The sequence below is a fragment of the Flavitalea plasmicola genome (assembly GCF_030546645.1).
Lineage (GTDB): Bacteria > Bacteroidota > Bacteroidia > Chitinophagales > Chitinophagaceae > Puia.
Genome location: NZ_JAUOTO010000002.1, coordinates 385,925 through 400,725 on the forward strand (window position 1 = coordinate 385,925; position 14,801 = coordinate 400,725).

Annotated in this window: 6 protein-coding genes; all 6 read right to left on the reverse strand. The window is 49.1% G+C overall.

Annotation, left to right across the window (positions count from 1 at the left end):
- Nucleotides 1-98: 98 nt before the first annotated feature.
- The 6 genes from Q4E93_RS06925 to Q4E93_RS06950 all read right to left on the reverse strand — a co-directional run bounded on the left by Q4E93_RS06925 (nt 99) and on the right by Q4E93_RS06950 (nt 14,794).
- Nucleotides 99-1,691, reverse strand: coding sequence for a RagB/SusD family nutrient uptake outer membrane protein (locus Q4E93_RS06925; RefSeq protein ID WP_303583722.1), 1,593 nt, complete (start codon nt 1,689-1,691; stop codon nt 99-101).
- Between the two features lie 30 nt (nt 1,692-1,721).
- Entirely contained in the window at nt 1,722-4,841 is a 3,120-nt protein-coding gene (locus tag Q4E93_RS06930; protein ID WP_303583724.1) for a SusC/RagA family TonB-linked outer membrane protein, read from the reverse strand.
- A gap of 24 nt (nt 4,842-4,865) precedes the next feature.
- Nucleotides 4,866-7,727, reverse strand: coding sequence for a glycoside hydrolase family 31 protein (locus Q4E93_RS06935; RefSeq protein WP_303583726.1), 2,862 nt, complete (start codon nt 7,725-7,727; stop codon nt 4,866-4,868).
- A 197-nt stretch (nt 7,728-7,924) separates the two neighbouring features.
- Nucleotides 7,925-12,025, reverse strand: a complete 4,101-nt coding sequence (locus tag Q4E93_RS06940) for a hybrid sensor histidine kinase/response regulator transcription factor (protein WP_303583728.1) — start codon at nt 12,023-12,025, stop codon at nt 7,925-7,927.
- 72 nt (nt 12,026-12,097) lie between these two features.
- Nucleotides 12,098-13,216, reverse strand: coding sequence for an alpha/beta hydrolase (locus tag Q4E93_RS06945; RefSeq protein WP_303583729.1), 1,119 nt, complete (start codon nt 13,214-13,216; stop codon nt 12,098-12,100).
- 42 nt (nt 13,217-13,258) lie between these two features.
- Nucleotides 13,259-14,794 carry an alpha-N-arabinofuranosidase gene (locus tag Q4E93_RS06950; protein ID WP_303583731.1) on the reverse strand — a complete coding sequence of 512 codons (1,536 nt, stop codon included), beginning with the start codon at nt 14,792-14,794 and terminating at the stop codon, nt 13,259-13,261.
- Between the last annotated feature and the right edge of the window lie 7 nt (nt 14,795-14,801).

Consider the following 14,801-nt stretch of genomic DNA (forward strand, 5'->3'; position numbering starts at 1 on the left):
ACATATTACATTTATTCCATCTATCACGCGGCGCAGGCCGGAGGGCAAAAACAAAGGCCGGGTGAAAGCATTCACCCGGCCCCGTCTTTTATTTCGCATTAGTTCCATCCATTGGTCACATCTTTGGCCACATTCGGGTTGTAGTTCTTCTCGACGTCTGGAATGGGGAACAGCACATTTTTATCCTGGAAGGGCTGATTGCCTTGTCCGGGTTCGATAGCTCTTTCAGCGTTGATCGTTTGTTTGGCGATGCCCCACCGGATGAGATCAAAATACCTGCTTTGCTCGCCGCAAAGCTCCAGCCGCCGTTCCCGCATGAGGATGGCCATGGCGGCCGTCTGATCGGCGCCCAGGCTGAGATAGGACACTGCCCCAGCTCTTTGCCTGACACGATTGATCAAACCCAGGGGAACGCTTCCGATGTCACCCTGCTGGATATGCGCTTCGACCAGCATCAGCAGCACGTCGGCGAAACGGATCAACTGCATGTTGATGGGGCTTTGGGGACCTCCATAAGAAGGAACGAGATCATAATATTCGTATTTACGCCAGCTGTAGTCACCCTGGGGGTCCGACGCATTGAATGGGTAGGATATCTTCCCGGTGGAACAGTGTTCGCAGTATACGGTATCGCCCCCGCTGGGCTTGTCCCCATAAAACGTGGAGTAGGCACGTGGATCTATATAAGGCGCTCCTCCCACGGGGTTGGGATAATGGAACGCATTGACGGCTCCGGTCGTAACATAACAGTTGAACCAGTCTTTGAACCCATACTCCTGGGCCCTGTCGGAATGGGTGGCCTTGCCGCCCCAGGTCTCCTGACCGCCGAAGACATAGTATTGGTTGCCTATTGACCAATCCGTCCACGTTCCATTCATCACCTGGAAGATGTTCTCCACGCTGAGCTGGTTGGTCGTGCTAAAAACATGATCGAAAGACGGGTCCAGATCGTATGTATAGGGAGCTTGCAGCAGTTGCTCGAAAGTGGCCTGCGCCTGGGCCCATTTCTTTTCATACAGGTAGGTCTTGCCCAGCAGCGCGACTGCGGCGCCCCGCGTGGCCCGCCCCAGGTTGGTGGCAGTGTCATAGGAAAGGGGCAGGTCAGGTATCGCCGCCGACAGATCGCTCTCGATGAAGCTCCAGATGGCCGAGGTGGGGCTACGGGGGAAGTATTTGTTTTTCAGAACGCTGTCATAGGAAGTGATCAGCGGTGCGGCGCCCCAGCAATTGACGATCCTGAAATATGCATAGCTGCGAAGGAACCGGGCCTCTGCTATGTATTGTTTGGCATGCTGCTTGTCGGCAGTAGCAGACGGGTTCCATGCAGTGGCGCGGTCGATCACGACATTGGCGCGGAATGCCATGCGGTAGAGCGAATTCCAAAGCGTCGCGATCGATGAAACATTGGATCCGAAGGTATAGTCCCCCAGCTGTTGGTTATCACCTTGCATATTGGTCGTCCTTTTTGCCTCGTCACCGAGCAGATCGAAGGTGAAATAGTCCTGGCATAGCCCGTTGTGGAGGAGTACGGCATAAGTGGCGATCACGGCCTGATTCATGGCGGCATCGGAAGCGAAATAAGTGCTGTAATCATAGCCGCTCTGACTCTTCAGGTCCAGCAGCGATTTTTTGCAGGCGGTGGAGCCGGCCAATATGGAGATGACCAGCGTATAAATAACTATCTTCTTCATAAAATCATTTTAAAGTGATGAATCGTTCTATCAAAAACCCAGCTGCACACCGGCCAGCAGGGTCCTTGGCTGAGGCAACGAACCCTGGTCGATGCCACGTGCGAATAAGAACTGAGAATTACCAATTTCCGGGTCATATCCGCTGTATTTTGTCACGGTCAACAGGTTCTGCGCAGCGAGATACACCCGGATTCGCGTGAATGTATGGCCGCCGGCAATGCGGCTGACTATATCCTTGGGCAGGGAATACCCTACCGTAATATTTCTCAGCCGGAGATACGAGCCGTCTTGTGTCCACCAGTCGGATGGCCGGGAGTTGTTGGAATAATTTTGTCCTGCCCTGGGCAATGCAGCCACATCGCCGGGTTTGCGCCAGCGGTTCAAAATGTCGGTAGTAGCATTGTGGCCATAGGATTCCATGGAAGTGAGGTTCTTGATGCCGTTGACCGTTGTCACGCCGGCAATCCCGGATAACACCAGGTTCAGGTCGAAATCACCATAGGTCACCCCCGCATTGAACCCATAAATGAATTTGGGTATCGGGCTGCCCAATATGACCTGATCGCTATCGGTGACGACGCCGTTGCCATTGAGATCTTTGTAGATGAAATCGCCGGGCAGAAGGCCATTCTGGTAAGTTCCACCGGGCGCTTTTGCATTCAGCGCATCGATCTCAGCCTGGTCTTTCGCCACATGATCTACCTTGTAACCATAGAATGCGCCGACAGGGCTGCCCGCGGCAGTGTAGGTGATGGCCGTTCCCGCAACAGGTCCATCCTTGATAGGCGCCGTGAACTGGCTACCCAGCGAAAGTACCTTGTTCTTATTGTAGGAGAAATTGGCGCTGACATTATAAGACAGATCTTTTCCGACGCCGCCCCTGTAGCCTACCATCACCTCGATACCTCTGTTGTAAGCGCTGGCAGCATTGGCGTATTCCACCGGCTGTCCGTTGCTCAGCGAAGCGCCCGTGCTGCCGGGGACCGGCACCTGGACCAGCAGGCCAGTGCTTTTGCGGTTGTACCAGTCGAGGGTCATGTACAATTTATTGTTCAGGAATGACAGGTCCATACCGACGTCGGTCTGACTGGTGGCTTCCCATTTGATGTCGGGGTTTGCCAGCGTATTGATGGTTGTTCCTACATTAAAGGCTTCGTTGGAACCCAATGAATAAACCAGGTTACCGGCGGGGCTGCCGCTAAAGGTCAGCACGGATGTGATGCCGGTAGTGGGGATACTGTTATTACCCGTTTTGCCCCACCCTACGCGTAATTTGCCCTCCGAGAGGAATGTGAGGCTTTTCATGAAATCCTCATCACTGAAGCGCCAGGCGGCCCCGGCGCCAGGAAAGTTACCAAACCGGTTGTTCGGCCCGAAATTCGATGCCCCATCCCTGCGGAAGGATCCGGTGAGGATGTATTTCCCGTCAAAAGTATAGCTGAGACGGCCGTAGTAAGATATGACTGACGCACGTGCATAACCGTAGTAAGAGGAAGTTACGGTCTGCGATGGCGCTACGCTGAAATTTTGAATATTGTCATTGGGAATATTCGAGCCCGTCCCGGTGATCCCGGAGTTATTACCCGGGTCGATATAGCTATTACCCGCAACGGCGGAAATAGCATGTTTGCCATAGGTCCTGTCGAAAGAGAGATAGTTCTCCAGGATATAATAGGAATAGCTGCCATATCCCAACTGAGCCTGACGGGGAGACGTAAGGTAATTGGAGAGGGTGTATGGATACTGATAGTTGGTGAAACGGTTGCCCCCTATCTCGCCGGAGATCTGGCTTCGGAAACGAAGACCTTTCAGCAAACTGACTTCTCCAAATGCCTGGGGAAAGAAAATATAATCGGTGGTCAGGGGATGCTGCAGGTTCAGGGCCTGCAGGGGATTTATGGCGTTACTGAAATCTTCGATATTGGATTCTATAGAATATCCCCCGGGTATATTCGGATCCAGAATGGGTTTATAGGGTGCATAGGCAATGGCATCGGTGACATTGGCCATTATCCCTTTTGTCCTGGTGTACCGGATGGCGAGGCTTTGCCCGAAATGGAAACGGCCCAGGTTCTCATCCAGCGCAAAGCGAGTGTTCAGCCTGTTGTTCGTCAGGTTCTGTACGGTGGACTGCTGGGTGATGTATCCAAGGGAAAGCGTGTACGTTGTTTTTTCGCTGCCGCCGCTGATGTTGATATCGTTCTCGGAGACCAGGGCCTGCCGGAAGATGTTCTTTTGCCAGTCATTGCTGTCGACCAGCACGGCAGGCGTATTGAATTTTGCAGGGAGGGCCGTGCCGCCGGTGGCCGCGAAATCTTTCAGCAGATCGACATACTGGGCAGCTTTCAATAACTTCAGCTGCTTCCATGCTTTTGCCATCCCCCATTGGGATGTAACAGTGATCCTGGGCGCACCTGCCTTACCTTTTTTCGTCGTAATGATCACTACTCCATTTGCGGCGGCCGATCCGTAGATAGCGGTGGACGAAGCGTCTTTCAGGACGGTGATATTGTCGATGTCCTGTGTGCTCAGGGCATTAAAGAGCGTTTTGTCGCCCTGTATGCCGTCGATGACATAAAGAGGATCTACGCCAGTGAAGGAGCCTGTGCCCCGGACGATGATCTGGGCATCCGCGCCGGGAGCGCCGCTGGACTGGACTACCTGCACCCCTGCGGACTTGCCGATCAGGAGCTGCGAAGGATTGGTAGAGGCAGTAGCTCCAGCATCTTTGGCTGCCACTATGTCCAGCGCACCCACGACATTCCTTTTCCTGGCAGTACCATAGCCTATGACCACCACCTCATCCATTTTTGAATAGTCCTTCTCCAGGACAGCATTAAAAGCCGAGCCTTTATCTATGCGGATCTCCTGAGAGGCATAACCAACAAGGGAGATCAATAAGGTCGCACCGGAACGTATTTGAATCGAAAAATTGCCTGAGCTGTCAGTGATCGCCGAAGCCCCACCCTTTCGGGAGGTAATGGTCGCGCCCTGCAGCGGCTCGCCAGTGGCCTTGTCGGTGACTTTGCCGGAGATCCTGCGATCGCCTTCCTGTGCGTAGGTGACGCTGCCATGCATGAGCAGGCAGCAGAAAGCAAAGGAGGCCCCTATCAGGAAACTCCATTTCTGTAGCATGTTGATCAATCTCATATGAAGCTGATTTTGGTAACTGATTTACTGAACCATCTTTATGGTTATATTTTTTCCATCGTACACAACCTCTTTGTCACCCCTTGCGTCGAGGTCGCACCCCATTGCTTTACCGGTTGTGATGAAGTTGACGCGAAACGTTCTTTTTTGCAGCATTCCGTTGAATGACCCTTTACGATCGCCAATGGTAACCGTTCTTGTTGCTTCGGTGTATTTTATTGGTATGAGGGCGAATGCGCCTTTTTCATAATTGTAGTTGGTCCCTTCATCTTCATACAGGCCGAAATAAGCATCCGCACCGGCATAAACGTTCAGTGTGATGGTATCGGCAGGCTTTTCCGAGGTATATTGCAACGCCGGTCCGAAAGGAATGATGGAGCCTGCTTTCACAAACACAGGCATGCGTTCATATCCGGCTGCTGCATTAATCCTTTGACCGCCTGCATACCACTTTCCCGAATAGAGATCATACCATCCTGCGCATTTGGGTAAATACAGCTCACGGTCGCGCTGCTTATAGGTATAAACAGGGTTCACTAGCAAAGATGGGCCGAACATGTACTGGTCACCAATATTTAAAACCGCGGTGTCCTGGGCAAAATCCATTACCAGCCCCCGCATGATAGTGGAGTTCTCATGATAGGCCGCACCTGCCAACGAATAGGTATACGGCAGCAGGCGATAGCGCAGCTTATCATAGTAAAGGATACTTTTGTAGGCTGCATGATCGTCGGGAGCAATATTGAATATCTCGCGGTAAGGGAACTGGCCATGCGCGCGGAACAAAGGAACAAATGCGCCAAACTGGTACCAGCGCGTATTCAGCTCTCTCCATTCTTCCAGGTTTTCCGCATCGGGTTTTTCAAATTTTTCCGGCACTACAAAACCACCGATGTCCATCGTCCAGTAAGGGACTCCCGACATGGAGAAATTGACACCCGCAGCAATCTGGTTTTTCATATCCCGCCAGGTGGAGCCGATGTCGCCGCTCCATATGGCTGCGGCATAACGTTGAGAGCCGGCAAACCCGGATCGTGTAAGAAGGAATACCCTTTTGCCAGGATCGTAAGCACGCTGCCCTTCATAAATACCTTTAGCATTTTGCAACGGATAGGCGTTGAGATATTCGGCGGCACTCCCCAAAGCAGTGGGCGTCATCTGCAGCTTTCTTTTTTCAGGGCTTACATTGGAAAGTATATCGGGTTCGCTTGCATCCATCCACCAGGCGTCGATCCCCTTGCTGTAAATTTTATTACAGATCAAATTCCAGAACCCTTTCCTGGCGTCTGCGTTGAATGCATCGTAAAAAGTAGAAACATATCCTTTCCCGATCCAATCCCTTTGCCTGTCTGCTATATTCCTTTTGTAAAGCCATCCTTTTTTATCAAATTCATTGTAGGCAGCTATGCCCTCATAAAATTTGGGCCACACCGAGATCATAAGGTGAGTGTTGTACTTTTTGTGCAATACATCGATCATGCTGTCGGGAGAAGGAAAACGGGCTTCGTCAAACTCCTGACTGCCCCATCCGGCTTCTTTCCAATAGCTCCAGTCCAGCACAATGTTGTCGATGGGAATTTCTCTTTTACGGAACTCATCGATCGTGGTAAGCATTTCGGCTTGTGTTTTGTATCTCTCCCTGCTTTGCCAAAAACCTAATGCCCATTTGGGGACAATTGGCGCCTTGCCGGTGAGATCCCGATAGCCGGCGATCACGTCATCCATGTTGTTGCCGTAGATGAAATAATAGTCTATCTGCCGCCCGGCTTCCGAGGAAAAACCAAAGCTGTTCTGCTCCGCCGGAGTCAGCGGTTCCTGCCATTTGAATGAAAGATAGGATTCGCCACCTTCAGGGACCCATTCAATTTTGACATGAATTTTTTCGCCCTTTTTAAAATGGATGGGGATGGTGGCAGGCGCCGGGTTCCATGCTTTTCGCCAGTGATCCAGCACAAGCTTTTCATTCAGCCAGACTTTTATTGAGCCGCCAAAGGTTAACCGGAACTGATGAAGGCCGGAGAGATAGCTGGCAATGCTGCCTTCCCAGGTGACGGAGCCTGTTGAAGGCGAAAAGCTTGGGGGAAGCTGGAGCTTTGAATCGCCCAGGAACGGCATATCGATGCTCCCTTCGGCTCTTTCGATAGTTACTTCCTGTGGTTTTAGCTTATTGTTCGCATAGGAAGCCGTAAGCCAACCTGCTTCTCCCTGCTTTGAAAAAAGCTGTAACGCGGAAAGCTCGTGCAGCGGCCTGGTGTCGCCCGCGGTCGTAAGCGAATAATTGTCCCAAAGGATGCCGTAATTCCTGCAGGAGACTAAAAAAGGAATGGCCACCTCCGTGTTGTTTTGAAAAAGGCTGACTTGCTGACCTCTATAATTATATATCCCGTCCTGGTGCTGGCCCAGTCCATACCATGCATCCCCGGGGGAAGTTTGAAATGTCTGGACCAATTTATAATAGCGTTCCCCTTCAAATACCGAAGGCTGGAAACTTCTTCCCAAGGGCTGTTTTTCACTAAGGATCTTTTCGCCCTTCCCATCCCGGAAAGTAACAGCGCCTGTTCTCAGGTCCACGACCGCTGTGATCTTTTTTGTTTTTAGCATCACGGTACCTTTCGAAGGGATGACCTCCCAGAAAATGTCAGGCCTTTTCTTATAAACGGTAATCAGACTTTGAGCAGGCATGATCTCTTTTGAGGGGGCCGCAATCACTCTTATAATATTGTCTGCAATGACTTCCAGCCTGACAGCATTGGTAGTACCTGTAACCAGGGAATCGGTGAAAATTATCAGGCCGTCGGGGGTTGTTTTGTAGCTGGGAGGAGCCGCCAGGATGGCATTAAGGACTGTGATCTGGATTAAGCTAAATAGCAGGATGCGTAATTTCATATAAAGCCGTGCAATAATTAGAGGGTGTAAAACTACGGCTGAACCGCCTAAGGCAGGGGGGACAATTGTTGCAATCTATAGTGAAGAATGTTGCAATAAAATGATCCTCAGGGGATTTTAAAATATCACCTCTGAATAATTACTGGGGAGCGTAGGATCACTGAGGGCGGATGTCATGAAATGACAGATTGACAGACCTATAAAGAGTTACCCTTTTTGTTGGCGACATATTGCGAGGGTGTAACTTTAAATTCTTCCTTAAAAAATTTAGTAAAGAGCCTGGGATCGTTGAACCCCACTTCATAGGCGATCTCAGCCACTGATTTTCCACTTTTTTCCAGCAATTGAACAGCCCTTTTCAAACGGATGGAACGGATAAATTCAATAGGCGTTTTGCCCGTGAGAGAAAGGATCTTCCGGTAAAGGGTAACACGGTTCATATGCATTTCCTGGCTAAGGTCCTCTACTGAAAATCCAGGACTATCGATATGATCCTCAACGATTTTCAATGCCTGTTGCAGGAACTTTTCGTCGACGGACGTTATGGTTACCTCGGCCGGGTTGACCTCTATCTGTTTCTGAAATCTTTTCTGCAATAACTTTTGCTGGGTCAGCAGGTTCCTGATCCTGGAAGCGAGTATTTCAAATGTGAAAGGTTTCGTAATGTAATCATTTACGCCCACCTTCAATCCCTCCAACTGCTGATCCTCACTTCCCATAGCTGTAAGCAGGATGATGGGGATGTGGGCAGTGAGGGTTTCGGTTTTAATTTTCCTGGCTAATTCAACTCCATCCATTAGCGGCATCATGATATCGCTGACAACAAGATCCGGATTCAGGAGCTTTACTTTTTCCCAACCTTCTTTCCCGTTGACGGCCTCTTCAATATGATACTGGCTTTTCAGGTTGTCTTTCAAATAGAACCGCAGGTCTTCATTATCTTCTACTATTATTATTGTTTTCCTCTTTCCACTGTTCCGGCCTTTTTCCAATATTATCTGTTCATCATCATCTGGTTGCACCGGGAGGACGGCGGCCCGGGCAGAGGGTTCATAGATCCTTTTTGCGGGCAAATGAACGGTGAAGCAAGTGCCCTTCTCCGGGGCGCTTTGTACGGTGATGACCCCATTGTGCAATTTTACAAACTCTTTGGTAATCGCCAGACCAATTCCAGTGCCCTGGTTCACCATGCTGTCCGGTACATCCGTTTGAAAAAACCTTTCGAAGATCTTTTCATGCATATCCGGAGGGATCCCAATACCCGTATCTTTTACTTCGATGGCAAGCGTTCCATCGCCTTCATCATTTAAAGGAGGTTTATATATAAGGTTCACGCTCACGATGCCCTTGTCGTGTGTATATTTATAGGCATTGGAGATCAGGTTGAATAAAATTTTTTCGACCTTATCCCTGTCAAAATAAATTTCGAGACTGTCAATATTGGACGAGAAGGAAAATTGAATACTCTTCTTTTCTGCGATATCAATAAAAGAGTGGCTGATATCTTTGCTGAACGTGACAATGTCGCCTATTGAAGGATGCAATTTTATTTCCTGCACCTCCATCTTCCTGAAATCAAGCAGTTGATTTACCAGGTTCAATAGTCGTTTTGCATTTCTTTGAACGAGATTCAACTGCTTTTTCTGCTCCTCATTGGCCGCCTGTTCGATGATCTTGTTCAACGGAGCCATGATCAGGCTCAGCGGCGTACGGAACTCATGGCTTACATTGGTAAAGAACTTTGTCTTCATCTGTTCCAGGGCGTGCGCTCTTTCAGCTTCCCTGCGTTGTTGCTGTAGTTCAAAGCGCATGCGTATCCTGTCCAGTGTAATGCGCCGTACCAGCAGCAATATTCCTGCGGCTATCAAAACATAGATAATAAAGGCTGCCGGTGTTCGCCAGAATGGCGGCTCGATATTGATGTTTAGCGTTTTTACGTCACTCCATAAACCGTCCCTGTTTAAAACTTTTACTTTAAAAACATAATTGCCAGGGCCTAGATTTGTATAAGTGGCCCTTCTCTGGCTGCCATCGGCATACAGCCAATCCGGATTGAATCCCTCCATCATGTATGCATATTTATCCCGGGCGCCGCGGCCATAATCGGGCGATGCAAACTCGATAGAGAAAACATTCTCTTTATACTTGAGGTCGATGCTTTGAACCTTTGATATGGACTGTTGCAGCAGGATACGGTTGTTCACCATCTCCCCTGGCTGGACATTCTTATTCAACAGCTGCAATCCTGTAAAGAGGATCTTAGGACGATTGACAGGCGGCGGAATTACTGAAGGGTCAATAATATTAAAACCGGAAGGCCCGCCGAAGATAAGTTCCCCGGCTCGTGTTTTGAGCGCCGCGTTGTCGTTAAATTCACGGTTTTGAAGGTTGTTGATCTCGTCATAATTAATAACAGATGCAAAACCGCTGTCATTTTGCCGGGGAATAGCATTACACAACCCATTAGGCGTAGATATCCAAAGCGTCTGATGATTATCCTCCAGGATGTTGAGTATCATATTATCCGGAAGGCCATCCGACGTGGTGAATACCTGAAAAGTCTTTGTTTGCCTGTCGAACAGATCCAGACCATCCCTGGTCCCCACCCAAATTCTCCCCTTGCTGTCTTCCAGGAAGCAGATGATATTATTGTCGCCTAAACTGTGCCTATCAGTGGTGTTCCTGTAAAAAACAGGTATATTCTTATTTTTTTCAAGAACGACGATCCCCGATAGCGTACCTATCCAGATATTCCCTTTATTATCCTGCAAAAAGGTGGAAATAACATTGGAAAGTGGCTGGCTTTGCCGGTTGTCTTTATACTGATAATGATCAAACCGGCCTGTTTTCCTGTCGAGGAGATCGACACCGCTGCCCAGGGTGCCAATCCATAATCGTTGTTCCCTGTCTTCGAATATTTCCCATACATTGTCATTTGCCAAACTTAAAGGATCATCATCATTATGCCTGTAGTGTGTGAATTTCTTTCCATCAAAACTACTGAGCCCGCCCAAAAAGGTTCCGATCCAGAGTATGTCCTTATGATCGATCCATAAGGCTACGATTACGTTGCTGCTGGGACTGTTGGTGTTGTTCGGATCATGCACGTATTGCCTGAATGTATTCCTTTTCCTGTCGAAACAGATCAATCCTCCGCCATTGGTCCCGATCCAGATATTCCCCAGTTTGTCTTCCACAAAACGGTTTACATCATCGTATTGAAGGCTTTTGCTGTTCGATCCCTGATGATGATAATATGGGAATTGTACGATACTGCCATTGAAATAATTAACACCCTTTTTGTAAGTCCCAGCCCATATTATGCCCTCGTCATCCTTATACAGCGCAGGAATGCTGTTATCGCTGATACTCTGAGGATCGTTGGGATCGTTCGACAAGTAACTTGTCCTTAAGTTCTTCTTTTTATCAATCAGCGTAATCCCGCCATGGTCCGTTGCGACCCAGATCAAACCTTTATTGTCCTGGACGACCTGGTAAGCCTGGTTCGAGCTCAACCTGGATGGAAATGAGCTTTCATTAAACCGCCTGACCGAGTTGTTTGGCGGATGAAAAAGCAAAACTCCGTAGCTGTATTGCCATAGCCAAACATCTCCGTCGCTGTCTATAAAAATATAATAGGCGGTATTTTTTTTATTTAGCTCCTGTACGGCGGTGCTGGAGAAAATACTACTGTCTTCCTTTATATCATACTCCTGCAAAACTCCATTTTGATACACCAGCCAAAGCTTTCCGTCCTTCGTTTCTGCAAGCGAACTGATCTTTTCAGAAGGCTTGAAATGCCGCCTGAATGGTTTTGCGGTCTTTTCAGTACCTGAATAGAGATATAGATCGAGGCTGTCATAAAGGAACCAGTATCTTCCGTTGTTCCCTTTTACAACACTATTAACTGTGCCGGAAGGCAAACCAAGCGTATGCAAGTAGCGGTTGGCACCGGAATCGAATTTTTCAGTCAGCGAATTATAAATACAAGGACCTTCCCTGGTCTTTACCCACATCTTTCCGTCGGGCAATTCATACAGGGACAGAATGAAATTATCGTACAATGACGAGCTGTCATTATATTTTTTATTAAATATCTTAAAGGAATGGCCATCATAACGATCGAGTCCCGACTGGGTGCCAAACCACAAAAAACCATCGGTATCTTTTAGTATGGTATTGACCTGGTTCTGCGAAAGGCCGGAAAAGATATCAAGCCTGGAAAAACTATGACGCCCGTCCTGAGCAAAAACAGTGAGCGATGATGACAACAAAACAACACAGGCAAAAAAACGCATCACAATAGGTTTAACTTAAGGGCACTCTGTTAAACTCAAATATAGATATAGTTTTTCAAATACCTGTCTGCCCTAGTCTTTGAACAACAAAGGAGCCAATTCATGCAGGCTGCGTCGCCAGGTCTGGAATTCGTGCCGTGTATTTTCAGAAACATAGGACACTGCATTGAAACCGGCCGCTTTCAGGGCGGCGGCAGCATTTTTCACGCCATCGGGGCGTTCGAAGCTACCGCAGCTCAGGAAGATCAGTTTGACCTTCGACTTATCTTTAATATCGTCTGGGGCGTATAAGCCGCCGCTGAGGAGGGCATAATGCGAGAACACGTCCGGCCGGGCAAGCGTGATGGTTTTGGTTTCCATGCCGCCCATGGAGAGACCTCCCATTGCACGGTGGGGCTGATCGGCGATGGTACGGAAATTTGCATCTATGTAGGGGATCAGCTCATCGATCAGGACCGTTTGAAACGGTGTAATGCTGAAATTTCTCAGGCCTCCGAACTTAATTTCGTTGGTCATGCCGTAGGTCATCACGATGATGAAAGGCTTGCACTTGCCTTCGGCGATCAGGTTGTCCATGATCAGATTTGCGTGGCCCTGGTTGCTCCAGGCCGTCTCATCCTCGCCCCAGCCATGCTGCAGGTAGAATACCGGATAGCGTTTAGCCAGATCCTTGTCGTATCCCGGAGGTGTATAGACAAAGGCCCGGCGGGAAGTGTTGGTGCTCTTCGAGGGGAAAAGGACCTGCTGAACATTGCCATGCTGAACGTTCTTCAGGGCATAGAATTCCTGGTCGTGGGCGGGGATCTCAATGCCGCTCTCCCAACGGGTGGAGCCATAGAAGTTCGAGGTACCCGGATCGTTGAATACCCCTCCATCAATGGTCACATGATAATAATGGAAGCCTTCTTCCATCGGTCCGGCTGTTGTACCCATCCACAGGCTGTCTGTAACTTTTGCCAGCGGCGTTCCGCCCCTGGTGCCCCCCAGTCCGAGGCTTACCACTACTTTTTGAGCATCGGGGGCCAGGATCCGGAAGCGTGCATACCCTTGTGAATTGACCTGGGGGTATTCCTGGCCCGGCTGATTCAGGGTGGAAGGTTTAAAGTCTTCCAGCGGGGCCGTTTGAGCGTGCGCGGAGATCCCGCCTAACAAAGCGGCGGCCAGGACAATCGTTGAGCATTTCAGATTCATTTGATCATAATTTTAGATTAGAAGGATATGGGTGATAAGGTCCTATTTAAGTTCCAGTACGACAACGGAGAATGGGGGCATTTTAACAGAAAGGCTGTTCCCATTCAAACTGGCGCCGGAAAATGCAGATGGCTTTACTTTCTGCGGGTCGTCAAATGTATTGTGGTCCTGCAATTTATCGGATCGAAGGATGCGACCGGTGACCGTGCTTTCCGACAAGCCCTGCAAATCTATCTTTACCTCCTGTTCATTGCGGGCATCGATGTTCACCAATGAAATATGTACTGCCCCACTTTTGTCTTTCGATGCGGAAACCGATACCGCATCCAGCATGTCTTTATCAAGGATATATTTATTGCTTGCCACCGTCACCGGAAGCATTAAAGCATCCTGGTGAACGTTGTACATTTCCATTACGTGATAGGTAGGGGTAACGATCATTTTTTCTCCATCGGTCAGTATCACCGCCTGCAGGACGTTGATGATCTGGGCAAGGTTGGCCATCTTTACCCGGTCGCAATGGTTATTGAAGATATTGAGGGTGCAACCGGCGATCATTGCGTCCCGCATCGTATTTTGCTGAAACAGGAAGGCGCCGTTGGTTCCCTGTACTACGTCATACCAGCCGCCCCACTCATCCACCGCCAAAGATTTTCTTTTTTTCGGATCATACTTATCCATAATGGCGCTGTGCTTCGATATCAATTCTTCCATAAACAGCGCTCTTTGCATGGTGGTGAAGTACTCTCTTTCTGAAAAATCGGTGGAGGAGCTTTTTTTATTCCAGTCGATCACCGAATAGTGATGCAGCCCCAAAGCGTTAAACAAGTTGGCCGGAAGGTTTTTCATCAGTACCTCCGTCCAGTTGTAATCGTCATCCGATGCGCCGGACGCGATGCGGTAGATCCCATCACCATTGGTCATAAATGTGGCGTATTGACGATATACATCAGCGTAATGGCTCGCTGTCATGTTGCCCCCACAACCCCATGCTTCATTTCCCAGTCCCCAATATTTCACTTTCCATGGGTCAGGCCTGCCGTATCTGGCTCTCAGCTCCGGCATCGGGCTGCTGCCGTTGGGATGGGTCGTATATTTCACCCAATCGGACAATTCCTGGGGTGTGCCGCTTCCCACATTGCCGCTCAAATAAGGTTCTGCGCCCAGCACTTCACACATATTCAGGAATTCATTGGTCCCAAAGCTATTGTCCTCTTTCACATTCCCCCACCATACGTTGAGCATGGATGGGCGTTCACTCCGGGGACCAATTCCGTCCTTCCAATGGTACGTATCGGCAAAACATCCGCCCGGCCAGCGAAGGACCGGTATTTTTAATTTTTTCAGCGCTTCGATCACATCCAGCCTGATCCCATTTTTATTGGGTATTTTCTTGTTATTATCCCCCACATAGAACCCACCATAAATACAATGCCCCAGGTGTTCGGCAAAATGGCCATAGATATTCTTATTAATAGTGTCTTTTGCCTGGGAAGCATCCAGCATAACGCGATTTTGAGCCGGCAGCGTTCCGCAAAATAAAATAGCGATAATAAAGAGGAAGGAATTTATTCTCATTTTCATG

What these genes read in the sequence shown, in the direction of transcription:
- Q4E93_RS06925 (WP_303583722.1), bottom strand. Translation starts at nt 1,691, where the DNA reads ATGAAGAAGATAGTTATTTATACGCTGGTCATCTCCATATTGGCCGGC.
- Q4E93_RS06930 (WP_303583724.1), bottom strand. Translation starts at nt 4,841, where the DNA reads ATGAGATTGATCAACATGCTACAGAAATGGAGTTTCCTGATAGGGGCC.
- Q4E93_RS06935 (WP_303583726.1), bottom strand. Translation starts at nt 7,727, where the DNA reads ATGAAATTACGCATCCTGCTATTTAGCTTAATCCAGATCACAGTCCTT.
- Q4E93_RS06940 (WP_303583728.1), bottom strand. Translation starts at nt 12,025, where the DNA reads ATGCGTTTTTTTGCCTGTGTTGTTTTGTTGTCATCATCGCTCACTGTT.
- Q4E93_RS06945 (WP_303583729.1), bottom strand. Translation starts at nt 13,216, where the DNA reads ATGAATCTGAAATGCTCAACGATTGTCCTGGCCGCCGCTTTGTTAGGC.
- Q4E93_RS06950 (WP_303583731.1), bottom strand. Translation starts at nt 14,794, where the DNA reads ATGAGAATAAATTCCTTCCTCTTTATTATCGCTATTTTATTTTGCGGA.